The 21,632-nt window shown below is 65.2% G+C and carries 19 protein-coding genes, 1 tRNA gene and 3 pseudogenes; 15 read left to right on the top strand and 8 right to left on the bottom strand.

Annotated features, from left to right (window positions below; translation table 11 throughout):
- The first annotated feature begins 11 nt into the window (after positions 1–11).
- The 7 genes from sctS (at position 12) to ABIC65_RS16840 (ending at position 4,858) form a co-directional block, all read left to right on the top strand.
- Entirely contained in the window at positions 12–278 is a 267-nt protein-coding gene (gene sctS, locus ABIC65_RS16870; protein WP_354310250.1) for a type III secretion system export apparatus subunit SctS, read from the top strand.
- A complete protein-coding gene (gene sctT / locus ABIC65_RS16865) occupies positions 275–1,102 on the top strand; it encodes a type III secretion system export apparatus subunit SctT (RefSeq protein WP_354310249.1) in 828 nt (275 codons plus the stop codon). Before sctS ends, sctT begins: the two co-directional genes overlap by 4 nt.
- A complete protein-coding gene (locus ABIC65_RS16860) occupies positions 1,099–1,479 on the top strand; it encodes a helix-turn-helix transcriptional regulator (protein WP_354310248.1) in 381 nt (126 codons plus the stop codon). The genes sctT and ABIC65_RS16860 overlap by 4 nt, the downstream gene beginning before the upstream one ends.
- Positions 1,480–1,631: 152 nt before the next feature.
- A complete protein-coding gene (locus tag ABIC65_RS16855; RefSeq protein ID WP_354310247.1) occupies positions 1,632–2,267 on the top strand; it encodes a hypothetical protein in 636 nt (211 codons plus the stop codon).
- 75 nt (positions 2,268–2,342) lie between these two features.
- Positions 2,343–3,224: a DUF6683 family protein gene (locus ABIC65_RS16850; protein ID WP_354310246.1), complete on the top strand. Its 882-nt coding sequence runs from the start codon at positions 2,343–2,345 to the stop codon at positions 3,222–3,224.
- Positions 3,225–4,127 (top strand): DUF6683 family protein, encoded by a 903-nt coding sequence (locus ABIC65_RS16845; protein ID WP_354310245.1) that lies wholly within the window; start codon positions 3,225–3,227, stop codon positions 4,125–4,127.
- Positions 4,128–4,144: 17 nt separating this feature from the next.
- Positions 4,145–4,858 (top strand): DUF6683 family protein, encoded by a 714-nt coding sequence (locus ABIC65_RS16840; RefSeq protein ID WP_354310244.1) that lies wholly within the window; start codon positions 4,145–4,147, stop codon positions 4,856–4,858.
- A gap of 73 nt (positions 4,859–4,931) precedes the next feature.
- Here the strand turns inward: ABIC65_RS16840 and ABIC65_RS16835 are convergent, their stop codons facing one another.
- Together ABIC65_RS16835 and ABIC65_RS16830 are read right to left on the bottom strand one after the other, a co-directional pair.
- On the bottom strand, positions 4,932–5,897 hold the full coding sequence (locus ABIC65_RS16835) for a family 43 glycosylhydrolase (RefSeq protein WP_354310243.1): 966 nt from the start codon (positions 5,895–5,897) through the stop codon (positions 4,932–4,934).
- Between the two features lie 71 nt (positions 5,898–5,968).
- A complete protein-coding gene (locus tag ABIC65_RS16830) occupies positions 5,969–8,749 on the bottom strand; it encodes a TonB-dependent receptor (protein WP_354310242.1) in 2,781 nt (926 codons plus the stop codon).
- A 156-nt stretch (positions 8,750–8,905) separates the two neighbouring features.
- On the opposite strand from ABIC65_RS16830, the gene ABIC65_RS16825 reads away from it, so the two are divergent.
- Genes ABIC65_RS16825 through ABIC65_RS16815 form a run of 3 tightly spaced genes read left to right on the top strand, consistent with a single transcriptional unit; the run spans position 8,906 to position 12,293 of the window.
- Positions 8,906–10,066 (top strand): aldose epimerase family protein, encoded by a 1,161-nt coding sequence (locus tag ABIC65_RS16825; RefSeq protein ID WP_354310241.1) that lies wholly within the window; start codon positions 8,906–8,908, stop codon positions 10,064–10,066.
- Between the two features lie 26 nt (positions 10,067–10,092).
- A complete protein-coding gene (locus tag ABIC65_RS16820) occupies positions 10,093–11,235 on the top strand; it encodes a cellulase family glycosylhydrolase (RefSeq protein ID WP_354310408.1) in 1,143 nt (380 codons plus the stop codon).
- Between the two features lie 56 nt (positions 11,236–11,291).
- Entirely contained in the window at positions 11,292–12,293 is a 1,002-nt protein-coding gene (locus tag ABIC65_RS16815; protein ID WP_354310240.1) for a glycoside hydrolase family 43 protein, read from the top strand.
- Position 12,294: 1 nt separating this feature from the next.
- On the opposite strand, the gene ABIC65_RS16810 is transcribed toward ABIC65_RS16815, so the two are convergent.
- The 5 genes and pseudogenes from ABIC65_RS16810 to ABIC65_RS16790 form a co-directional block, all read right to left on the bottom strand.
- Complete coding sequence (locus ABIC65_RS16810) at positions 12,295–13,293, bottom strand: arabinan endo-1,5-alpha-L-arabinosidase (protein WP_354310239.1); 999 nt, start codon at positions 13,291–13,293, stop codon at positions 12,295–12,297.
- A gap of 8 nt (positions 13,294–13,301) precedes the next feature.
- Positions 13,302–14,270 (bottom strand): annotated as a pseudogene (locus ABIC65_RS16805) (glycoside hydrolase family 43 protein); the annotation flags it as partial.
- A 296-nt stretch (positions 14,271–14,566) separates the two neighbouring features.
- Positions 14,567–14,652: transfer RNA gene (locus tag ABIC65_RS16800), tRNA-Leu, on the bottom strand.
- 72 nt (positions 14,653–14,724) lie between these two features.
- Entirely contained in the window at positions 14,725–15,564 is an 840-nt protein-coding gene (locus tag ABIC65_RS16795; protein ID WP_354310238.1) for a formate/nitrite transporter family protein, read from the bottom strand.
- A gap of 723 nt (positions 15,565–16,287) precedes the next feature.
- On the bottom strand, positions 16,288–16,437 hold the full coding sequence (locus ABIC65_RS16790) for a hypothetical protein (RefSeq protein WP_354310422.1): 150 nt from the start codon (positions 16,435–16,437) through the stop codon (positions 16,288–16,290).
- 69 nt (positions 16,438–16,506) lie between these two features.
- Between ABIC65_RS16790 and ABIC65_RS16785 the strand changes: the two genes are divergently transcribed.
- A complete protein-coding gene (locus ABIC65_RS16785) occupies positions 16,507–16,656 on the top strand; it encodes a PEP-CTERM sorting domain-containing protein (protein WP_354310406.1) in 150 nt (49 codons plus the stop codon).
- Positions 16,657–16,750: 94 nt separating this feature from the next.
- Here the strand turns inward: ABIC65_RS16785 and ABIC65_RS16780 are convergent.
- Positions 16,751–17,419, bottom strand: a pseudogene (locus ABIC65_RS16780) (ATP-binding protein); the annotation flags it as partial.
- A 176-nt stretch (positions 17,420–17,595) separates the two neighbouring features.
- On the opposite strand from ABIC65_RS16780, the pseudogene ABIC65_RS16775 reads away from it, so the two are divergent.
- From ABIC65_RS16775 to ABIC65_RS16760, 4 genes and pseudogenes are all read left to right on the top strand, one after another.
- Positions 17,596–18,090, top strand: a pseudogene (locus ABIC65_RS16775) (DNA-binding domain-containing protein); the annotation flags it as partial.
- 294 nt (positions 18,091–18,384) lie between these two features.
- The gene (locus ABIC65_RS16770; protein WP_354310405.1) at positions 18,385–19,311 is read left to right on the top strand and encodes a Mu transposase C-terminal domain-containing protein; all 927 of its coding nucleotides are present in this window, start codon (positions 18,385–18,387) and stop codon (positions 19,309–19,311) included.
- 2 nt (positions 19,312–19,313) lie between these two features.
- Positions 19,314–20,216: a TniB family NTP-binding protein gene (locus tag ABIC65_RS16765; RefSeq protein WP_354310237.1), complete on the top strand. Its 903-nt coding sequence runs from the start codon at positions 19,314–19,316 to the stop codon at positions 20,214–20,216.
- Complete coding sequence (locus ABIC65_RS16760) at positions 20,203–21,186, top strand: TniQ family protein (RefSeq protein WP_354310236.1); 984 nt, start codon at positions 20,203–20,205, stop codon at positions 21,184–21,186. Before ABIC65_RS16765 ends, ABIC65_RS16760 begins: the two co-directional genes overlap by 14 nt.
- Positions 21,187–21,632: the final 446 nt, after the last annotated feature.

Here is a 21,632-nt window from a genome sequence, read left to right as displayed (position 1 = left end):
GAGGCGCGCGCATGAGCGGCGATCTCGTCGCCGTCACCACGCAGGGGCTGTGGCTGGTGCTGCTGCTCTCGGCGCCGCCGATCATCGCGGCGTCGGTGGTCGGGCTGCTCGTTGCGATCGTGCAGGCGGCGACCCAGCTGCAGGAACAGACGCTGCAATATACGCTCAAGTTCTTCGCGATCGTGATCAGCATCTTCGTCACCGCCAGCCTGATGGCGGGGACGCTGTACAGCTATGCCGATTCGATCTTCTCCGGCCTCGCGGCGGTGGGGCGATGATCGAGGCGGTGCCGCCCGGCGTCGGCGTGCCGCTGTTCGCGGCGATGCCCTGGCTCGACCAGCTGCTGGTCGTCGCGGTCGCCTCGGCGCGCTTCGCGTTTGCCTTCGTGTTCGTACCGGTGTTCTCGCGCGAGGTGATGCCGGGGACGGTGCGCAACAGCATCATCGTCACCTTCGGGCTGGTCGCGCTGCAGATGCAGCCGGACTTCCACCCGAACGACCTCTCGGCGATGGGCTGGCTGAAGATGCTGCTCAAGGAAGCCGCGGCCGGCGGGGCGATCGGCTTCTTCTTCGGCACCGTGCTGTGGGCGCTGGGCGCGGCGGGCGAGATCATCGACACCAAGGTGGGCGCGACGATCGGCCAGCTGGTCGATCCCTTGAGCGGCAATACCAGCTCGCTCACCGGCATCCTGCTCAGCCGCTTCGCCGAGGTGGTGTTCGTCACCGCGGGCGGGCTCACCCTGCTCGTCGGCACGGTGATGGGCAGCTACCTGATCTGGCCGCTCGGCCCCGGCGGGCTGCAGCTCGATGCGCGCGCGCTGCTATTCTTTGAGGGCGAGTTCGGGCGGCTGTTCGCGCTCGCCTTCCTGTTTGCGGCACCCGTCCTGACCGTGCTCTACGTGATCGACCTGGCGATGGGGTTCCTCAACCGCTTCGCTCAGTCGTTCAACGTCTTCTCGATGGCGATGCCGATCAAGGCCGCCGCCGCCACCTTCGTCGTCATCCTCACGCTCCCGCTGCTCGCCCAGGCGATCCTCGCCGATCTCGGCACGCGCGAGGAGATTGCGGGTGGCGCCCTCCAGCGAACGGCCAAGCCCCAATGAACAGTGCCACCGCCCTCCGCGCGCCCGCGCCGCCGCCAAGCGATGCCGAGCAGCTCGCCCAGCTGATCGCCGAGCTGCGCGATGCCGAGGCGCGCCGCGGCGCCGCCACCCGCGAGATCCGCATCGGCGAGTTCACCGTTCCCGGCTGGCGCGTGCCGCTGCTCCATCTGGCCGGCTTGCAGACGCTGACCCGCAACGAGGCCGCGGTGCTCCGCTTCCTCGGCTGGGGGCGCGCGAACGGCGATATCGGCACGCTGCTCAACATGACCGAGAACACCGTGCGCACGCACATGAACAACGCGATCCGCAAGCTCGACCTCGACGGCGTTCGCGAGCTCAACAGCCTGGCAGGACTGCTCTTCCTGCCGCTCGAATGACCGCGCGCCTCCACGATTCGTTGAGCCCGGCTAAACGAATCGTGGAGCGCGCGCGGAGACGATCCGGGGCAGTTTGCCCTTGTACCGGCGACACGGTGTCGGCGGCTTGGCTCCCGAGGGGAGCGCGATATCTGGATGGAAAGGAACGATCCATGGGTCTCCTGAGCGGTCTTACGCGGTCTCTGGTCAATCCGATCAGCCTGGCTTCCCTCGCGATGGGCCCGGCGGGCTGGGCATCCCTCGCGGTGCGCACGCTGGGCACGGCGATCGGCAAGGAAGTGCTGCAGCAGCTCGGCCAGCAGCTCGGCCTGCCGCAGAGCGCGATCAACCTGGTGCAGGACGGCTTCTCGATGGCCACCGGCTCCGTCGGCGGCCCGGCCACGATCGCCGAAGCGGTGGCGAGCCTCGCCCAGAATTTCGACCTGTCGCCGTCGCAGCAGGGCGAACTGCAGCGCGCTGCGGAATCGGACTCGCGCGACATGTTCCAGCAGCTGAGCGACGCCTTCCAGAGCGGCGAGGTGCAGGCCAAGGCGCAGTCCTCGCGCGGCGGCAAGGCGCGCAGCTGGCTTCAGGCGATTGCGGACTCGATGTCGGCGGTGCTCGACAAGAAGGTGCAGGACATGGATCGGATGTCGCAATCGCTGGACAAGCAGGGCAGCAACCGGTCCACCAAGATGAGCACCGATCTGCAGGTTGCCGGCCAGGAATTCTCGTTCCTGATGAACACCTCCAGCACGGTCATCAAGACGATCGGCGAAGGTCTCAGCGGCATGGCACGCAAGCAGTAAGACGATCAATTTTCTGGATCGGGGGAGCGGCCTGTGCCGTTCCCCCCTTTTCGCGTTTTGGAAGAGGAGCGGAGTATGAAGTGGTTTCTGGCAATCACCACCCTGGTCCTGACGGCAGGATGGGTGAACGAGGCTGCTGCCCAGGAAGTCTCCAGCTGGTCCACGATCATGCCCTCTATCACGCACACCGACCCGCTAAGCATGATGCTGGACGATCGGATGCACCAGGACGAGGCGCGACGCGCCCGCATGGCGGGACGCCGGCTCGCGACCCCGGAAGCGCCGCGCACGCTGTCTCCTGCGGCAGTGTCGGTGCTGCGCTATACGCCTTCCAAGGCGCGTCGCAGCGCCAACCTTGCTGCGTTCGTCCAAAAAACGCGCGCAACGGATCCTCATGGCGCAGCCGACCTCCAGAAGCTGTTCGCCGACGGCGACTTCATCGAGAAGATCGGCGCGCTCGTCGCACCGCAGGGCCTGCGCATCGACAATGTCGCCGACGCTTATGCCTTGTGGTGGATCACTGCCTGGCAGGCTGCGCACGGCAACAACGACACACCCAGCCGTGCAGTCCTCGGCGCGGTCCGCCAGCAGGCAGCGAACGCGGTGGTCTCCACGGGCGAGATCGCGCGCGCCTCGGACGCGCAGAAGCAGGAACTGGCCGAAGCACTCTGGGTGCAGAGCGCGCTGATCGACGGTGCGGTCGAACAGGCCAAGCGTGATCCGTCCCGCCTGCGCGCGGTCGGCGATGCGGTACGCAAGGGCGCCAAGGGCATGGGTCTCAACCTCGACGCGATCGACCTGACCTCGCAGGGCTTCGTGCCCGTTGGCATCGGCCAGAACGACACACTTGTCACAACGCCCGAGCCGGGAAGTGCCGCCCCCTATGGCGCGCTTGCGATGGCCGCCGGCAGCATGGGCGTGGGCGGGTTCCTGATGCTGCGCCAGCGTCGGGGTTGAATGGTTGAGGAGGCTGGCACCGTGAAACCATTTCGAGCGATCCTAGCCTTTGGGCTTACGGTCTCATGGGCGACTTGTGCGCAGGCGCAGATGATCGACAGCCAAGGCATCGCGATGATATTTTCCACCGCGACGCACTCCGATCCGCTTAGCATGATGCTCGACGATCGCATGCGCCAGGATGAGGAGAGGGCGCGCCGGCAAGGAAGGCCTTTCCCTAGCGAGGACGCGCCACACGCAATTGCGCCGGCTGAAACCGCAAAGCTGCTGTACCATCCCTCAAAGGCGCGCCGCAGCGCCAATCTCGCGGCCTTCGTCCAGAAGACCCGGGCCGCGGATCCGCAGGGCGCGGCCGACCTGCAGAAGGTCTTCGCCGAGGGCGACTTCATCGAGCGGATCCGCGCGCTGGTCGCCCCGCATGGGCTGCAGATCGAGAATGTCGCCGATGCCTATACGCTCTGGTGGCTTACCGCCTGGCACGCCGCGCGCGGCAACAACGACACGCCGCCGCCGGAAATCCTCGCCGCGGTGAAGGCGCAGGCGGCCCGCGCGGTCCTCGCCACCGGCGAGATCGCCCAGGCTTCCGATGCGCAGAAGCAGGAGCTTGCCGAAGCGCTGTGGGTCCAGAGCGCGCTTATCGATGTCGCTATGGAACAGGCCAAGCAGGACCCGGCCCGCCTCCGCCGGATCGGCGATGCGGTGCGCCAGGGCGCCAAGGGCATGGGCCTCGATCTCGATGCGATCGACCTGACCGCGCAAGGGTTCGTGCCGGCCCGCGTCGGGCGGAACGACCCTCCCCCCACGGGGCATGGCGGCACGCCACCCGCGTACGGCGCCCTTGCGCTGGCAGCCGGCGGCATCGGCGTCGGCGGCTTCCTGCTGCTGCGCCAGCGCCGCGGCTGACGCTGGAGGGTCTTCGCATGCAGCGACGTCACGCCGCCATCCTCCTCGCCCTCACGCTCGTCGCGCTGCCGAGTACGGCGCGGGCCCAGATGATAAGCCCGATGCTGTACGAAGGGCCGCGGATCGCGCTGGAAGATCATGCCAACCGCTTTTCCAGTAGCAAGGGCGAAACGCGGGCGGATGCGCAGCCTGCGGTGAATCCGGCCGCGCTGCGCTACACCCCGTCCAAGACCCGCCGCAGCGCCAATCTCGCCGCCTTCGTCCAGAAGACGCGTGCCAGGGATCCAAAGGGTGCGGACGACCTTCAGAAGGTGTTCGCCGAAGGGGACTTCATCGAGCGGATCGGCGGACTCGTTGCGTCGCAGGGGCTGCACATCGACAATGTTGCCGATGCCTATGCGCTCTGGTGGCTCACCGCCTGGCACGCCGCGCGCGGCGATAACGACACGCCGCCGCCCGAGATCATCTCTGCCGTGCAGGCGCAGGCGGCCCGCGTCGTCCTCGCCACCGGCGAGATCGCCCGCGCGTCCGATGCGCAGAAGCAGGAGCTCGCCGAAGCGCTATGGGTGCAGAGCGCGCTGATCGACGTCGCGGTGGAACAGGCCAAGCAGGACCCTGCCCGCCTCCGCCAGATCGGCGATGCGGTGCGCCAGGGTGCCAAGGGCATGGGCCTCGACCTCGACGCGATCGACCTTACCTCCCATGGGTTCGTTCCCGCGGGGGCTGGCTGAACAATCTCGGATCGCGTCGGAGGACAACCCCCAGCGCCTTTCCGCCGACCAAGCCGCGCCGCTTCCCGGTATCCTAGTGGCCGGGAAGCGTCGGCGCTGCCGCACCGTCCGTCATCGCCACCGCGCGAAGGCTGCCATCGCTGCGATAGCGGATGCGGTCGATCGCGATCTCGCGTTCGCCGCTATAGGGACCGGGGCCGGGCGGACGCTCCCAGCGATGATAGACGATCAGCCATGCGCCCGAGGGCGTACGGACGAAGCTGTGATGCCCGGGCCCCTGGTGCCGCGCATCGGCGGTGAGGATCGCGCCCCGATAGGTCCAAGGCCCCGTCGGCGACTTGGCGGTCGCGTAGTGGACCGAATAGTCGGGGCCGTTCCAGCGACCATGGCTGTACGACAGATAGTAGGTGCCGTTCCGCACATGGACGAAGGCGCCCTCGGTGAAGTTGGGCGGGGTAGCGACCGAGATTTCGCGGACGATGCTGATCATGTCCGCGCCCAGCTCCCACACCCGCAACTTGGCCCCCGCGCTGCCGCCCGCATAGAGATAGGCCTTGCCCGATTTGGGGTCGACGAAGACCATCGGGTCGATCGCCTCGAAGCCGTGGCCGCCATCGGCGATCAGCGGGTGGCCGATGTCGCGATAGGGGCCTTGGGGCCGGTCGGCGACGGCGACACCGATGCGGCTTGGTGTCGGGTTCTGCGGCCCCACCGAGAAATAGAGATAGTAGCGCCCGCGCCGCTGCGCGATCGCCGGCGCCCAAAGGAAATGCGCGGGCGCGCCGTCGTCCTGGATCCAGGCGATCTGGTCGCGACGGATCAGTTCGCCGCGCGTTCGCCAATGCCGCAGGTCGCGCGAGGAGAAGGCACCGAAGCGGTCCGCCGCCCAGCTGCCGCCGGGGCCACCGGTGGGAAAGACCCACAGCTCCTTGCCGATGAACACCGCGTGCGGGTCCGCGCCGGTGAACTGCGGATTGTCCGCGAGCGCCGTGCCCGCGAGGAGCGCGGCCAGTCCGCACCTCAGGATGAAGCGTCGCATAGGAGGTCCTTGCCAATACCGAGGCAGGGCGCGGCATCACGACCGCACCCTGCCCTCTTCCGTATTTTCGATCAGAAGCGGAAGCGGACGCCCAGCGAATAGGCGCGCTCGAGATACAGCACCTGCCGCGTGTAGCTGTCGCCGGTGTCGAACTGGCGATAGCGCTGCAGCGGGTTGCCGAGCACGTTCACCACATCGAATGCGATCGTGATGTTCTCGACCGGCGTGACCGTCGCCGACAGGTCGAGCTGGCCGCGGCCCTTCTCGATCACCGGGTGAGCGATCGGGTCGAGCGCCTCCAGGCTGTAGAAGGACACGAACTTCGAGCGGTAGTTATAGGCGACGCGCGCCGAGAATTGCGGCTTCTCGTACAGCGCGACGACGTTGCCCGACCATTTCGACACGCCCGGGAAGGCCTGTTGCTGGTTGCCATAGGTCGCGGCGAAATTGGGGACCAGGTCGCCCTTGGCGTCGATATAGGTGCCGTTGGCCTGGATGCCGAAGCCCTTGGCCCAGTCCGGCAGCCCGTCGATGTCGAGGAAGCTGGTGAAGGTCACCTCGGCGCCCTGGAGCTTGGTCTTGCCGAGGTTGACCGGCGAGGCGAGCCGCAGCCCCGGCTGGGTGCGATCGTCGACCGTGGCGAGGAAGCCATTGGCATCGTGGCGGAAGATCGCGGCGGTGAACGATCCGGTCCGCGAGAAATACCACTCCAGGCTGGCGTCGTAATTGTCCGAGGTCAGCGGCTTGAGATACGGGTTGCCCGCCGATCCGCCGCGACGCAGGCGCTCGACGCATTCGGGGGTGGTGGCGTTGGTGAGGCACGGATCGCCCGGCGCGAGGATCACCGGCTGGTTCAGCGAGGTGTTCGGCCGCAGGTCGAAGAAATTGGGCCGGGTCCGCGTCTGGGTGAAGGCGAGGCGCAGCTGCAGCTTGTCGGTGAAGCCGATGCGGGCGCTCGCATTGGGCAGATAGTCGGTATAGTCGTTCTTGGCGCTGACCGGCGGATTGGTGACCACCCCGCCCGCATCCTCGACGCGCGAGAAGCCGTTGATGCTGGTCTTGGTCTTCACCGCGCGCAGGCCGACCACGCCGTCGATGTTGGTGTCGCCAAGCTCGAAGCCGTATTTGACCTGCGCATAGGCGGCGTAGGACTTTTCGTTGGCGCGGAAGGTCTCGGCCGGGTTGAACGGCGGGATGCCCGCGGGCGCGCCGAAGAAGCTGCGCAGCGCCGGCAGGTTGTTGCGGATGCTGTCGCGGGTGCTCGCCGCGTAGAAGACGTTGGGGTAGCCGTCATGATAGGCGAAGCCCGGCCGGGTCGGGCGCACATCGGCACCCGGCAGCGCGGTCAGCGGAACGCCCGCGAGTTCGTTGTTGATGTAGAGGTTGCCCAGGTCGCGCGCCGCCTTGCGGTCCGAATAGCGCAGGCCGACATCGATGCGCTTGAGGAAGCCGCCGTCGAAATCATAGGAAAGGTCCGTGCGCGCCTGCCAGTCGGTGCCGCTCACCACCAGCAGCTCCTGCCACAGGCCGCGGCTGATGAAGTTGGCGGGATCGGTGAGGCTGAAATTGACGAACTGCTGGCTCGGACCGCCGTCGACCGGCGCCTCGAACTGCACGTTGCGCACCGGCGAGCTGGCCGCAGCATAGTCGATATTGACGTTGTTCGCGGTGTAGGTGCTGTCGGTATAGGCGACGTCGGCCGAGATGCGCAGCCGGTCGCGCGTCCAGATCGCGCCGCCGCCGCCCTGATAGGTGTCGGTATGGCCGTTGAACGAGCCGCTATAGCCGTCGGGGCGGGTCGAGCCGCTCACCGTCATGCTGGCGATGTTCCTGCCGTTCGCCTGCGTGGTGATGTTCGACAGCTGCAGATTGTCGCCGAAGATCGGCATGAACATGTAGCGGTTATAGTCGCGCGAGCGGAAACCCTGGAACAGGCCGTCGGCATAGATTTCGAGCTCGGGCGTCGGCTTCCACTGGAAGGCGGCGTTGGCCGAGGGGCGCCAGCGATCGCCATACCCCAGGTACAGCCCCTGCGCGTCGGGATAGCGCAGCCCCGCCTGGCCGGCGGGCGCGTTGGCGGCGTTGGTCGTCGCGATCACCAGCGACTGTTCGCGGGTCGAATCGAGGAAATTGATGCCGACATAGGAGGCGTTGACCAGCAGGCCCATCTCGCCAATGCCGGTGTTCCAGCGATCGCTGACCAGCAGGTTGCCGTTCCAGGTGGTGCCCTTCGACTGCTGCGAGAGCACGCCGTTGACCGAGCCGGACAGCTCGAAACCCTTGAAGTCGAACGGCCGGCGGCCGCGGACGTTGATCTCGCCGGCGATGCCGCCCTCGATCTGGTTGGCGAGGCCCGACTTGAACACCTCCAGCGCGGCAACCGTGCCCGCCGGGAAGTCCTGGATCGCGACATAGCGGCCTTCGGCGGTGAAGATCTGCCGGCCGTTATAGGTGGTGGTGAGGTCGGGCAGACCGCGCACGGTGACGCCCGCCGATTCACCGCCGCCGCGGGTGACGTTGACGCCGGCGACGCGCTGCAGCGCGGAGGAGGCGAAGGTATCGGGCAGCTTGCCGATATCCTCGGCGACGATCGCGTCGACGATGCCGTCCGAGTTGCGCTTGATCGACTGGGCGGACTGGAGGCTGCGACGCAGGCCGGTAACGACGATCGTGTCCTCGGCACTCGTGCCCGTTTCCTGCACGGCAGCGGCCGGCGACGCGGGGTTGATGCTGTCGGCGCTGGAGCTTTGCGGCTTGGGCGATTCCAGCGCGGTCTGCGCAAACGCGGCGGGCGCCAGCGCCAAAGCAACCACGGCCGAGACGGACGCGCACAACAACGGCTTCATCTTCATGCTAAACCTCCCCTTTTTCACGCCGCTCGAATGGCGGGCTTGTTCGTGATGCGGAGATTATATAAGCCGGACATCGCAAGCAACATATTTATCATATTTTTGCTGCGTGCCCTGTGCGCTGCGAGGATCAAGAAAACAGAGCTTGGGAGGAGAAGGATGATGAAGGGTGCAATGGCGATCTGCGGCCTCGCCGCGATGGTCGCGCTGTCGAGCCAGGCCGATGCGGCGACCGCCAGGCGCGGTACCTTCGGCAAGATGGCGGACGGGCGCGCCGTCGCCTCGGTCACGCTCAGCAACGGACGCGGCGTCTCGGCAACCGTGGTCGCATACGGCGCGATGCTCCAGTCGCTGGTGATGCCCGATCGCGCCGGTCGCAAGGCCGATGTGATCCTCGGCTATGACAACATGGCCGACTATCTCGCCAAGGGGCAGTATTTCGGCGCCACCGTCGGCCGTTTCGCCAATCGCCTCGCCGAGGGGCGCTTCCGGATCGACGGCCGCAGTTTCCAGACCCCGGTCAACGACGGCAAGAACGCGCTGCACGGCGGGACTGTCGGGTTCGACAAGCTGTTGTGGGAGGTCGTCTCGGTGAAGGACGGCCTCACCGCCTCCGTCACGCTGCGCGCTGTCAGCCGTGACGGCGACCAGGGCTATCCGGGGACGATTACCGTCGACGCCACCTATGCGCTGGACGAGCAGAACAACCTGACGATCACCTACACCGCGACCACCGACGCGCCGACGATCGCCAACATCACCAACCACGCCTATTGGAACCTCTCCGGCGAGGGCGCGACGGGCGGCGCGATGGGCCACCGCGTCACCATCCCGGCGCAGACCTATCTGCCGACCGACGCCGGCGCGATCCCCACGGGTGCGTTCAAGAGCGTCGCCGGCACGGTGTTCGACTTCCGCACGCCCCAGGCAGTCGGCGACCGCGTCCGCGACGCGCGCGACCAGCAGATCGTGTTCGGGCGCGGCTATGATCACAACTGGGTGATCGGCCGCGAGGTGACGCGCGACCAGCATCTGATGGCGAAGGTCTATGATCCCGCCTCGGGCCGCGGCTTCGAGCTCTGGTCGAACCAGCCGGGGCTGCAATTCTACTCGGGCAATTTCCTCGACGGCACCACCCATGGGAAGTCCAAGCGCATCTACCGCGAGGGCGATGCGATCGTGATGGAGCCGCAGATCTTCCCGGACGCACCCAACCAGAAGGGCTTTCCGAACGCCCGGCTCGATCCCGGCCAAACCTATCGCAACGTGATGACCTATCGCCTGACCACCGGCCAGGCCGCGGCGCCGAAGAAGCGCTGAACCAGAAAAGGGGAGCAGACCATATGATGATCCGCCGCAGCTTTCTTCTCGCCGGCGCCGCGCTAGCGATCGCCGCCACCCTGCCCTCGGCCGAGGCGCGCGACCAGTGGACCAAGGCGCAGGCCAATAGCTGGTATGCCCAGCAGCCCTGGATGGTGGGGGCCAACTTCACGCCCGCGACCGCGATCAACCAGCTCGAGATGTTCCAGGCCGAAACCTGGGATCCCAAGCGCATCGATCTCGAACTCGGCTGGGCCGAGAAGATCGGCATGAACGTGATGCGGGTGAACCTGCACCACCTGCTCTGGGAAACCGACGCGCCGGGGCTCAAGCGCCGTATGGACGAATTCATGACGATCGCGGCCAGGCACCACATCAAGACGCTGTGGATCTTCTTCGACAGCTGCTGGGATCCCGATCCCCATGCCGGGCCGCAGCGCCCGCCGATCCCCGGCGTCCACAATTCGGGCTCGGCCCAGTCGCCCGGCGCGGCGCGGCTCAAGGACGCGTCGCAGTACGGCAAGCTCGAAGCCTATGTGAAGGACATCGTCACCACCTTCGCCAAGGACGAGCGCGTGCTCGGCTGGGACGTCTGGAATGAGCCCAACAATGGCGGCGGCGGCAACTACACGCCGACGCCGGACAAGAACAAATATGTCGCGCTGCTGCTGCCCCGCATGTTCGCCGCCGCGCGGGCGGCGAACCCGATCCAGCCGCTCACCTCGGGCGTGTGGATCGGCGATCACTGGGACGACCAGGGCACGCTCGACGCGGTCGAGAAGATCCAGATCGCCCAGTCCGACGTGCTGAGCTTTCACGATTACAGCTGGCCCGAGACCTTCGAGCGCCGCGCCAACCAGATGCTCGGCTATGGCCGCCCGGTGCTGTGCACCGAATATATGGCGCGCGGCAACGGATCGACCTTCGACGGCACGCTGCCGATCGGCAAGCGGCTCAACATCGGCATGTTCAACTGGGGCTTCGTCGACGGCAAGTCGCAGACCCGGCTGCCCTGGGACAGCTGGAAGAAGCCCTATACCTATGAGGAGCCGACGATCTGGTTCCACGAGGTCTTTCATGGCGACGGCAAGCCCTATCGCCAGGCCGAAGTCGACCTCATCCGGCGCCTGTCCGCCGCGCCCAAGGGCGTGGTGCCGGCCGCCCGCTAACCGGCACGGCTGCACCGCCCACGCGGCCGTGCAGCCGCTCCGCCCAGGAGCGCAAGATGATCCAGCCCCGCGCACTACTCCCGCTCGTCTTTCTTGTCCTCGCCGCGCCCCTCGCGGCGCAGGAGGCGCGGCAGGTCCGCAATCCGCTGCTGGACTCCGGTCCGGACCCGTGGATCGTGCGCGACGGGCGAACCTATTACTATATGAACACGCAGGGGAACCGGCTGGCGATCCGCAAGACCCGCGATCTCACCCGCCTCGCCGACGCGCCCGAAGTGACGGTGTGGACGCCGCCGGCCACCGGGCCGAACGCGCAATCGATCTGGGCGCCCGAACTCCACCGGATCGGCGGCCGCTGGTACCTCTATTACACCGCCGCCGCAGCGGGACATGACGACGATGCCCATCGCGGCATCTTCGTGCTGGAGAATGCCGGTCGCGATCCCACGCGGGGCAGTTGGGTCGACCGCGGTCGGCTAAAGACGCAGCTTGCCGGGATCGACGGCACGACCTTCGCCTATCGGGGCCGCCGCTATTTCGTCTATTCCGCCTATGACGGGCCCGACAGCGCGCTGCGGATCGTGGCGATGGCCAATCCCTGGACGCTGACCGGCACCGAGACGACGATCGCGCGCCCCGACCGCGCCTGGGAGCGGCAGGGCGGTCGCCAGATCGTCGAAGGGCCGGAGTTCCTGCGGGGCCCGCGGGGCGCGCTGTACCTCACCTATTCGGGGAGCGCCTGCTGGTCCGACGGCTATGCGATCGGGCTGCTGCGTGCCTCCGCCGGCAGCGATCCGCTCGACGCCGCGGCCTGGACCAAGACGCCCGAGCCGATCCTCGCCACCAACCCGGCGCAGCGCATCTTCGCACCCGGGCACAACGGCTTCTTCACGACGCCGGGCGGCGAGACGTGGATCGTCTACCACGCCAATCCGGCGGCGGGGATGGGCTGCACCGCCAGGCGCTCGCCGCTCATCCAGCGCGTACGCTGGCGAGGGGACACGCCGGATGTCGCCGGGCCCGCCGGCGTGGTCGCGCCGCTCGCCCCACCGCGCTGATCTATCGCGCGACCGGCCACCCGTCCGGCGTCCAGCCCAACCGCTGGATTTGCAGCGTCGGGGTGCCGCCGTGCGCCGTGTCATAGGCATGGTAGACGATGAAATCGCCGTCGTGTCGCTGCAGGATCGAGGCGCCGCCGCGCCCGACGAAGCGGGTACCTCGTCCGTTGGCAAGCACGACCGTGCCCCCGCCCGCAAGCATCGGCCGCCCCGCGCGATCGACATAGGGCCCGTCGGGCGCCGAGGACCGGCCGACCACGGTGTGATAGCTGCTCGCGGCGCCGCGGCAGCAGAAGTCGAAGGACACGAACAGATAATAGCGCGCGCCGTGGCGGATCACATAAGGTGCCTCCACTGCGCCCGGTGCGAGACGCGCCGCCAGCGCGCGCGGGGGTGCGTCGCCCGCCAGTCGCCGCCCGGTCGCCGGGTCGATACGGATCAGCTTGATCCCCGACCAGAAGCTGCCGAACACCAGCCAGGTGCGCCCCTGGGCGTCGCTGAAGGGCATGGGATCGATCGCGTTGAAATCGTCGCCGGGCCCCGATTGCACGACCGGCCCGCGATCGACCCAGTGCGCCGCCGGCGCCGCCGGATCGATCCGCGTCGCGGTGGCGAGACCGATGGCGGAGCGGTTCTTCCCGAAGGTGGAGACGGCGTAATAGAGCCGATATTCGCCGCCGGCTTTCGAGATGTCCGGCGCCCAGATCCCCGTCGCCCCCGGAACGGCGGTGCGCACCCAGTCCGGCAGCTGTGCAACGCTCGGCCCGCGCAGCTTCCAGTGGCGCAGGTCGGTGGAGGTGCGCAGCGGCAGCAGGCCGTGTGCGCTGCCGAGATGGCCGGTAGCGAACAGATAATAGGTGTCGCCGTCCTTGAGGATCGCGGGATCATGCACCCCCGCGATCGCGCCCTCCAGCACCAGCGGCGCCGGTCGCGGCGCACTGGCCGCCGCCCCGCCCGCCGCCGCGAGCAGGGCCAGTGCAAGCGACGCGGCGCGCTTCAAGGCCGCCGCAACGGGCCATTCGCGACCGGTGCGCCGAAGTCCGGCGCCCCGTCGGCACGGTAGCCGAAATATTGCATGCGGGTGTGGCGATTGGGATCGAACAGCGGATCGCCCTGGATCTCGGCATAGTCGCGCGCGTGATAGACCAGCACGTCGCGGCCGCGCTCGTCGACGGTGAAGCTGTTGTGCCCCGGGCCGTAGATCTTGTGCGCGGCGGAGGTCTGGAACACGGGCACCGGCGACTTGGTCCAGCTGGCCGCGTCCATCAGGTCCGCATCGGCGCGGGCGGTCAGCATGCCCAGGCAGTAGCGGGCATCGGTCGCGCTCGCCGAATAGGTCATGAACAGCTTGCCGTTGCGGATCAGCACGGCGGGCGCCTCGTTGACCTTGAATCCCTGCACCTCCCAGTCGAGCGTCGGCACCGAGAGCCGCACCGGCTTGGCGGCAAAGGTCAGCGGCGAGGCGAGCGGCGCCAGATACAGGTTCGAGTTGGTGTCGATGCCCGGCTCGCGCTGGGCCCAGGCGAGATAGCGGCGGCCCTTGTGGACGAAGCTGGTCGAATCGAGGTTGAAGCTGTCCCACGGCGTCTGGAGCTGGCCGAGCACCGACCAGGTGCCGGTCATCGGATCGGGTCCGTCGCACACCACGGCGTAGGTGCGGATGCGGAACACGTCCTCACCGCCGCCGCTGGGACCGGCGGCGAAGTACATCACCCATTTGCCGTCGATCCGATGCAGTTCGGGCGCCCAGAGGAAGCCGGACATCGGCCCGCTCGCCGCGTGCCGCCACAGCACGCGCTCGGGTGCGGTGGCGAGGCCCGCCAGCGTCTTGGAGCGACGCAGCACGAGCCGGTCATATTCGGGCACCGACCCGGTCAGGTAATACCAGCCGTCGGTGTGGCGGACGACCTGCGCATCGGCCCGCTGCCGCACGACCGGGTTGACGATCGTCCCGGTGGTGCGCGCCATCGCCGGCATCGCGGAAACGGCTGCCACGCCACCCAGGAACAGGCGGCGCGTGACCGTGGACGTGCCCCTGCCCCGTCGTGGCGCGTCGGTGCTGTCGAAAAATCGTGCGTCTTCTATCATTTCCGGCCTCTCCGCGTGCAGCCGCCCATAATCGAGGCCGGTCTGCGCGGCCCACTAGTCAGACAAATGGAAGGCGGCGTCAAATCAAAGCCCATCGGCGCACGTGCAACGCACGCGCGGCGCAAGCCTCGGCGCGGCGGTTCGCAGGGCAGAGCCCGCATTGGGCGGTTTTTGCGCAGGGAGAGTGGTACGGGCGGTCGGACTCGAACCGACATGTTGTTGCCAACGACGGATTTTGAATCCGTTGCGTCTACCATTCCGCCACGCCCGCGTGATGGCCACCGAGCCTATAGCGCGCGGCTCGCGCCCTGCAACCGGAAAGGTAGCGCGACGTTCTGCCCGATCACGTCTCCTCGCGGACCTGGGCATGCGCCAGCAGCGCGAACAGCACCGATCCGCCGAGGATGTTGCCGAGCAGCGCCGGCGCCAGGAAGCCGCCCAGCACCCAGCCGAGGCTCGCCTCGCCCGCCAGCCACAGCATCCACGCCTCGACCGCACCCGCCACGACATGGGCGAATTCGCCGAGCGAGATGAAATAGGTGCAGAACACCAGCACGAAGAATTCCTGCCGCCGCGCGCCCGGCAGCGACCAGGCGATCCCGGCCATCAGGAACCCCGCCGGGACCGCCGCGCGCACCGCATCCCAGCCGGTGAGTTCGAGCAGGCTGCGCGAGGTGTCGAGCATCGCCTTGGTGCTCGCTTGCGTGCCCACCCAGCCCTCGGTCGCGAGCCAGGCGATCAGCAGCGTGCCGACGAGATTGGCCGCCAGCACCAGGCCCCAGAGCCGACCGAGCCGCACGAAGTTGCGAACGGTCGGGTTCGCCGCGATGGGGATCACTGCGGAGAGCGTGCTCTCGGTGAACAGCTGCAGCCGCCCGAGCACGACGATCACGAAGCCCAGGCAATAGCCGATGCTCGACACCGGCAGCCGCCATTCGGTGTCCGGCAGATGGCTCTCGATCAGCCCGCGCCCGAGCACCGAGGCTGCCATCGCCACGCCCGCGACCACGCCGGAGAAGAACAGCGAACTCGCCGGCCGGTCGAGCTCCTCGTCGCCCTGCCGGCGGATGACCTCGTGGATGACGCGCGAGGACGCGGCCTCGCGTTCCTGGACATCCTCCTCCTCGTCGGGGGGAAGATTGGGCTCTTCGCCCTCCGGCGCTTCGTTTCGGGGCTGTTCCATAGCGTGGTGAACGCGGAGGTGGTTCGCCAGTTGCATCCGACCCGCACGAACGCGCGCAAGTAATATTCGTTAACTATACATCTTCACCGTTTCGATAAACACCTCCCCGCTTTCAGCCTATGTATTTATCCTCGACAGTCCCGACGCGATACATTCCACCCAAGCCATAGATGAACAACGCCTTCACCTACCCATAGATTCTTCGTACGCAGGCTGAGGTCACATCATGTTGGTGCGAACCATTACCTAGCCGGATCACAGTGCATGCACGTCAGATCGTCCAAGTCCAGCACCGGCACCTCGATGGTGCCGTCATCTGTTCAACAAAAGGGGGCGGTCGGGCGGCCGGCCTCGCGGCTGCGCAAGCTGGCGCGCATGTCTGCGCTGCCGATCATCCTCGCTGGAACGGTCTCGGGCAGCGTCACGGGATCGTTGGGCGGCGCCATGGCCGCTGCGAACGGGGCGACCAAGGCACTATCCGCGATGGACCTTCTCGGGAAGCGGTCACCCGGCGCGAGGGCTCCAGGCGCGACCAGCACCAAATCGCGCCGCCTGCCTGCAGCTTCGGAGCCTCGCGACGCCGTCGCGGAAGCCGCGCCGCCGCTCCCGGCCGCTGCGCTGCTTCCGCCAGAAGGCCCCTCGACCATGCTCGCGTCGCCAACGTACGATGATCCGGCGGTCCCCAGCACCGGGGCGCAAGCGCTAGCGGCCGCAGCCGACGCCCTACCCCCCGCGGCCGCGGGCGGCGGCGGCGGCGGCGGATTTCACGGCGGCGGGGGCGGTGGCGGCATCGGCGGCGGTGGCGGTGGCACGGGCAGCGGTGGGGGCAGCGCCGCGCCGGGCAACGGTGGCAATGGTGACAGTGCCCCCCATGACGGACCAGGCGAGGGCCCCGGTGGGGTCGCGGGTCCCGGCAACCCGACCACCCCATATACGCCAAGCATCGATACGCCGCCCTCCCGGCCTACCGCCCAACCGATTTCGCCAGTTCCTGAACCGGGCAGCTGGGCGCTGCTGCTCGTAGCGTTCGGTGCGCTGGGCGTTCGACTGCGCCTGCGCCGATCCTCCGCGGACATCGAACGCGCCGCTTGATGCCACTCGTCTTCGCCGTCTCCCGCCGCGCAGACGTCCACGTCCCGAGGATTCTGCCAGTGATGGGGGGAACCGATCTGGCCGGCGCGAGGCCTCAGCTCCGCGGTGCCTGGCGGCGGTAGCTGAGCGCCTCCGCCACATGGATGCGCCCTACCCCTTCTGCTCCCGCCAGATCGGCGATCGTCCGCGCCACCCGCAGCACCCTTGTGTAGCCGCGCGCCGAAAGCCGCATCGCCTCGGCCGCCTGGGCGAGCAGCTTGCGGCCCGCATCGTCGGGCGTGGCGACCGCCATCAGCGGCTCGCCGTCCGCCTCGGCATTGGTGCGCGTAGAGGTGCCGGCATAACGCACCGTCTGGATCGAGCGCGCCGCCGCCACCCGCGCCGCGACCTCGGCCGATCCTTCCGCGGGCGGCGGCAGGACGAGGTCGGCGGCGGTGACCGGCTGGACCTCGACATGCAGGTCGATGCGGTCGAGCAGCGGGCCGGAGACCTTGGCCTGATAGTCCGCCGCGCAGCGCGGCGCCCGCGCGCAGGCGAGCGCCGGGTCGCCGAGATGCCCGCAGCGGCACGGGTTCATCGCCGCGATCAGCTGCACCCGCGCCGGGAAGGTCACGTGCGCATTGGCCCGGGCGACGCTTACCACCCCTGCTTCCAGGGGCTGGCGGAGCGAATCGAGCACGGCGCGCTGGAACTCCGGCAGCTCGTCTAGGAACAGCACGCCGAGATGGGCGAGGCTCACCTCCCCCGGCTTGACCTTGAGCCCGCTGTAAATTTCTCACCTTGGATTGCAGCAGCGGGCGAACCCCGCCCTTTGTTGGAGCGCCTTGGATTGCAGGGCGGATCACGTTGCTCTGCAGAATCCGCAGTTGGGCGATGAACAAAGCTTCGAAGCCGGCCCCGACCATGATATGAATCCAGCAGAGAAGGCCGATTCTTCCAATGGCTCGTTTCTCAGGAAGGGCAGGAATGTCCGAGGCGCAGCAGACCGACGTTCCGCTGGACGGCAGAGAGCTAACTCAAAAGGAGGTGGAGCTCGCGTTAAGTCGACAGCCAATCTTTGATGCGCTTTTGCACTCTTCCAGCGAGGCGGAAGTCGCGGCTGCCGGGAAACGGATTGGGCGAAGCGCACGCACGGTGCGCTATCTCTTAAAACGATACAGGTGCTCGGGCAGATTAGTGGACCTATTGCCACGCGAAAGTTCACGCTCCAGAGGCCACCGCTTCCTTTCAATGGAAGCAGAGTCCATAGTTTCCGAAGTCTTACATAGATATCATCTGAGTAAAATGAGGCCGACGTACACGCAGACTACAAACGAGATACGTCGCCGTTGCGCCAACGCGGGCATTCCCCTACCTGCCGCGTCCACGATAAGGCGACGGATCAGATCGATACCCGCGATCGAAATCGTTGCGGGCCGAGAAGGTACCAAGGCAGCGAGGTCGAGATTGAAAGCCTTGAACGGCCAAACACCGGACACTTCGCGACCACTCGCGCGTGTTCAGATAGATCATACTCGGGCCGATATAGTAGTAGTCGACGAAGCCCAACGGATGCCACTACAGCGGCCCTGGCTCACGATAGCAATCGACGAGTTTTCTAGGTCAATATTGGGTTTCCATTTAAGCCTAGACGCGCCATCCGCCACATCAGTGGGCCTCTGCTTAGTTCATGCAGTGTTACCAAAAGAGGACTGGGCCAAGCGGTTCAGTTTCGAGTTTGAATGGCCGATGCACGGCCGCCCCGATGAAATCTATGTCGATAATGGCGCCGATTTCCATTCGGAAGCAGTCGAACGCGGGTGCGCCCTATGGGGCATGAAGATCAATTATCGCCCGCCTGGTCGCCCACATTACGGGGGCATAGTTGAGCGCGCCTTTCGCACTGCGATGGAGTCGCTGCGGACGCTTCCAGGCGCTACCGGTCGCTCCATCAAAGACCGAGGTGAGCGGCAACCACATAAAACCGCAGCCCTCACGTTAGGGGAACTGGAAGAGCATTTTACAAGATTCTTTTCTCAGGAATACCACCGACGGGAGCATTCGGGCATCGGGATGTCACCGTTCCGAAAATGGATGACCGGAATTTTTGGCGATGATGGATCATCAGGCTGCGGCCTTCCAATCCCCGTCGATGACCCGGGCAGGTTGTTACTAGATTTCTTGCCTCTCGCTAGACGGCGGGTAACAAGGTCCGGCATTGCTTGGGACCGAATTAATTATATGGACGACATTCTCAAGCCTTACATTGGCAGGGATTACAAAGAACCCTTTATTGTGAGACGCGATCCGCGCGATATATCTCGTATTTGGCTTCTGTCTCCGGATGATGGGAAGTACCATCCCATACGCACTCGTAGCCTGACAACTCCATGCATCTCGCTGTGGGACCTTCATGAAGCTCGCAAAATCATGAAGGTCAAAGGTACAAACGACTTTGACGAGGCCCAGATCTTTCTTGCTATTGAAGAGTTACAGAAGCATAGCCAAGAATCTACTAAAAAAACGTCTGTCGCCAAACGCGCTCGCATGGCCAAGGAACGGCGAAATCGAAACTCGCGCATTGCACCACCAGTTCAAACGACGCCAATCGATCAAGACGACACCATAATCACCGATGACTTCAATGACCTAAATATTTTTGACATTGAAGATTAGCAGTGACTCAGCGTAAACTATCCCGCGCAGCATCTAAGCTGCTGTCCAGTAGCAATGAAGTGCGCATTGCCTCACTTTGTCAAATGCCGTTCATCCAATATGATCTGGCGACTCGCATACGTGACCGGTTAAGTGAAATTCTTGCACAGCCTCACTCGCATCGCCCGCGAAGTATGCTGATTGCTGGGGCAACAAACAATGGTAAGACCATGCTAGTAAGCAAATTCGTAGCCGCCCAGCCGATAAATAAAGATCCGGCCGCGGAAGCCACACTGGTGGAAGTTCTATATGTGCAAATGCCACCAGTCCCCGATCAAAGACAATTTTACCTCTCCATTCTGAGGAAACTCGATTGTCCCGTTCGATCAACCGCTTCACTGGGCACGTTGCAAGCGCTGACCATGAAGATTTTGTCTGTAGTCAAAACAAAGATGATAGTTATCGACGAAATACACAACATATTTGCCGGTCGGTTTGAACAGCAACGGTCATTTTTGAACGTCCTCCGGTTTATTTCCAACGAAAATTCGATCAGTTTAGTTTGCTGTGGGATTGAGATATCCGTTCGCGCTCTGCAGTATGACGAACAACTTGCCAACCGGTTCGAGCACTGGGCACTTCCAAAGTGGGGATACAACGATCTATCGCGGAGACTTCTAGCAACTATGGAGTCCACTCTCCCTCTTCATAACGCCTCACAATTGGCTGATCGAGCCAATATGCAGTTGATTATTAGCTTGTCCGAGGGAACCATAGGAGAGATTGGACACCTTGTTTCGGCTGCGGCTCATCGAGCCATCCTAACAGGAAAGGAGAAGATCGACGCCGACCTTCTGGCAGAGCTATCATGGATTCCACCAAGCCAGCGTCGACGCGAAGCCGAGCGCGTTCTTGGCCTCCTTTGATCCCTATCCCCTGCTTCCGTGGCGCCCGAAGCCATGGCCGGATGAGGTGCTATCATCCTGGCTTCATCGGATTGCACTTGGAAATTCTGTCAAGCTACACTCTTTCTGCCACCTGCTTTGGCCTGGAAAGCAACTTTGGAACCGCGATCTAGACACCCTCGCGGATCAGTCATTCGTTAGCGGCCTGAGCAGCCTGTCTGGTACGAACTTTGACGCAGGCTGGAATACTTCCCTTCAAGCTTTTACCGGTTCCGTTTTCCCGAACGTTCGGGCGAATGGCGTCACGCGAGGCCTCCTTCCGTTAGGGATCTACCATCGAACGAGGAGAGGATTCGGGGCGCAATGGTGCCCACAGTGCCTCGAAAATGACTCCACCCCCTACTACCGGCGGAACTGGCGATTGAGCTTTGTCACCAGTTGCCCAAAGCACGCCACCATCCTAAGCGATCACTGCTCGCAGTGCGAAACGCCTGCCGTGCCGCACAAGAGCATCGACCATGAGTGTCATGTCTGTGGCCATAATCGCCGCAACTCTGCTACATCAGAGGCTGACCCACTCGCCCTCAAAATGGAAGAACGAATGGTCGCCATAGCACTTGGCTCCCCAGTGATGCCTTCTGACTTTGGGTGCCACCACCCCCTAACCTACTTCAGTCTCGTGAGGCATGTCGCATCCCTCGTTGCGTCGAATCCCCGATCAGCTTCTCTTCGCATGACAATTCATAAGCATTATGGTGGAGACCCCGCTCCCCCGTCGTTCATCGCGGACCTTCGTATGTTTGAGTTCATGATCACCGCTGAGCGTCATAGAATGAATGCGCTCGTGGCACGACTGCTAGCTTATTGGCCGTTCAATTTTGCAGCCCTTTGTTCAGAAGCTGGCGTTTGGTGGTCGTGGGCGACTCGTGGTGGCGCATCGACACTACCCTTTTCATTCGTGAGTGTAGCAAATACCTACTTGCATCCCTGATACAGTTGCATTTAGGTTAATAGGTTTAGAAAACCTAGGCTCCCCAAAATCTTGTGTTTAGGCAAACACTGCTATCGATGGCGCCGGTCTCACGCCGCTTCCCCATGCAATCAGTCTGTGGCGGATCGGACGTGGAGCGGGTTCCGTTTCATCTTAGAGCATGGTATCGAATCGAGCTGTTTCGGCGCTGTAACGCCGGGGCTGTGATTGCGATTGCAATGCTTCAAAGGGCCGCCGGTGCGGTAACACCGGCGGCTTTTGGTGCTGAAGTTGCTCAGATATGAGTTTATCCTGTCATCTGGTGGGCCGTTGAACGCGTTCGCCCACGCGGCAAGATTTGCCAGATGCCGCCACCCCGTCGAGTTTACGAGCTGCCTCGCCGAAGGCTGACACCGAAGCCCCCCACCCCTCTGCAGCGGGAGGACGAAGAGCAACTCACGGCCGTT

Source organism: Sphingomonas trueperi (genome assembly GCF_040545665.1).
Classification (GTDB): Bacteria; Pseudomonadota; Alphaproteobacteria; order Sphingomonadales; family Sphingomonadaceae; genus Sphingomonas; species Sphingomonas trueperi_B.
Note: the sequence above shows the minus strand (reverse complement) of the source record. Positions and strands in the feature narration are given on the sequence as shown.

Coding starts and splice junctions, on each gene's coding strand:
- ABIC65_RS16860 (WP_354310248.1), top strand. CDS start 1,099: ATGAACAGTGCCACCGCCCTCCGCGCGCCCGCGCCGCCGCCAAGCGAT.
- ABIC65_RS16840 (WP_354310244.1), top strand. CDS start 4,145: ATGCAGCGACGTCACGCCGCCATCCTCCTCGCCCTCACGCTCGTCGCG.
- ABIC65_RS16845 (WP_354310245.1), top strand. CDS start 3,225: ATGGTTGAGGAGGCTGGCACCGTGAAACCATTTCGAGCGATCCTAGCC.
- ABIC65_RS16855 (WP_354310247.1), top strand. CDS start 1,632: ATGGGTCTCCTGAGCGGTCTTACGCGGTCTCTGGTCAATCCGATCAGC.
- sctT (WP_354310249.1), top strand. CDS start 275: ATGATCGAGGCGGTGCCGCCCGGCGTCGGCGTGCCGCTGTTCGCGGCG.
- ABIC65_RS16835 (WP_354310243.1), bottom strand. CDS start 5,897: ATGCGACGCTTCATCCTGAGGTGCGGACTGGCCGCGCTCCTCGCGGGC.
- ABIC65_RS16790 (WP_354310422.1), bottom strand. CDS start 16,437: ATGGGGGGCACTGTCACCATTGCCACCGTTGCCCGGCGCGGCGCTGCC.
- ABIC65_RS16820 (WP_354310408.1), top strand. CDS start 10,093: ATGATCCGCCGCAGCTTTCTTCTCGCCGGCGCCGCGCTAGCGATCGCC.
- ABIC65_RS16815 (WP_354310240.1), top strand. CDS start 11,292: ATGATCCAGCCCCGCGCACTACTCCCGCTCGTCTTTCTTGTCCTCGCC.
- ABIC65_RS16825 (WP_354310241.1), top strand. CDS start 8,906: ATGATGAAGGGTGCAATGGCGATCTGCGGCCTCGCCGCGATGGTCGCG.
- ABIC65_RS16850 (WP_354310246.1), top strand. CDS start 2,343: ATGAAGTGGTTTCTGGCAATCACCACCCTGGTCCTGACGGCAGGATGG.
- ABIC65_RS16830 (WP_354310242.1), bottom strand. CDS start 8,749: ATGAAGATGAAGCCGTTGTTGTGCGCGTCCGTCTCGGCCGTGGTTGCT.
- ABIC65_RS16770 (WP_354310405.1), top strand. CDS start 18,385: ATGCACGGCCGCCCCGATGAAATCTATGTCGATAATGGCGCCGATTTC.
- sctS (WP_354310250.1), top strand. CDS start 12: ATGAGCGGCGATCTCGTCGCCGTCACCACGCAGGGGCTGTGGCTGGTG.
- ABIC65_RS16795 (WP_354310238.1), bottom strand. CDS start 15,564: ATGGAACAGCCCCGAAACGAAGCGCCGGAGGGCGAAGAGCCCAATCTT.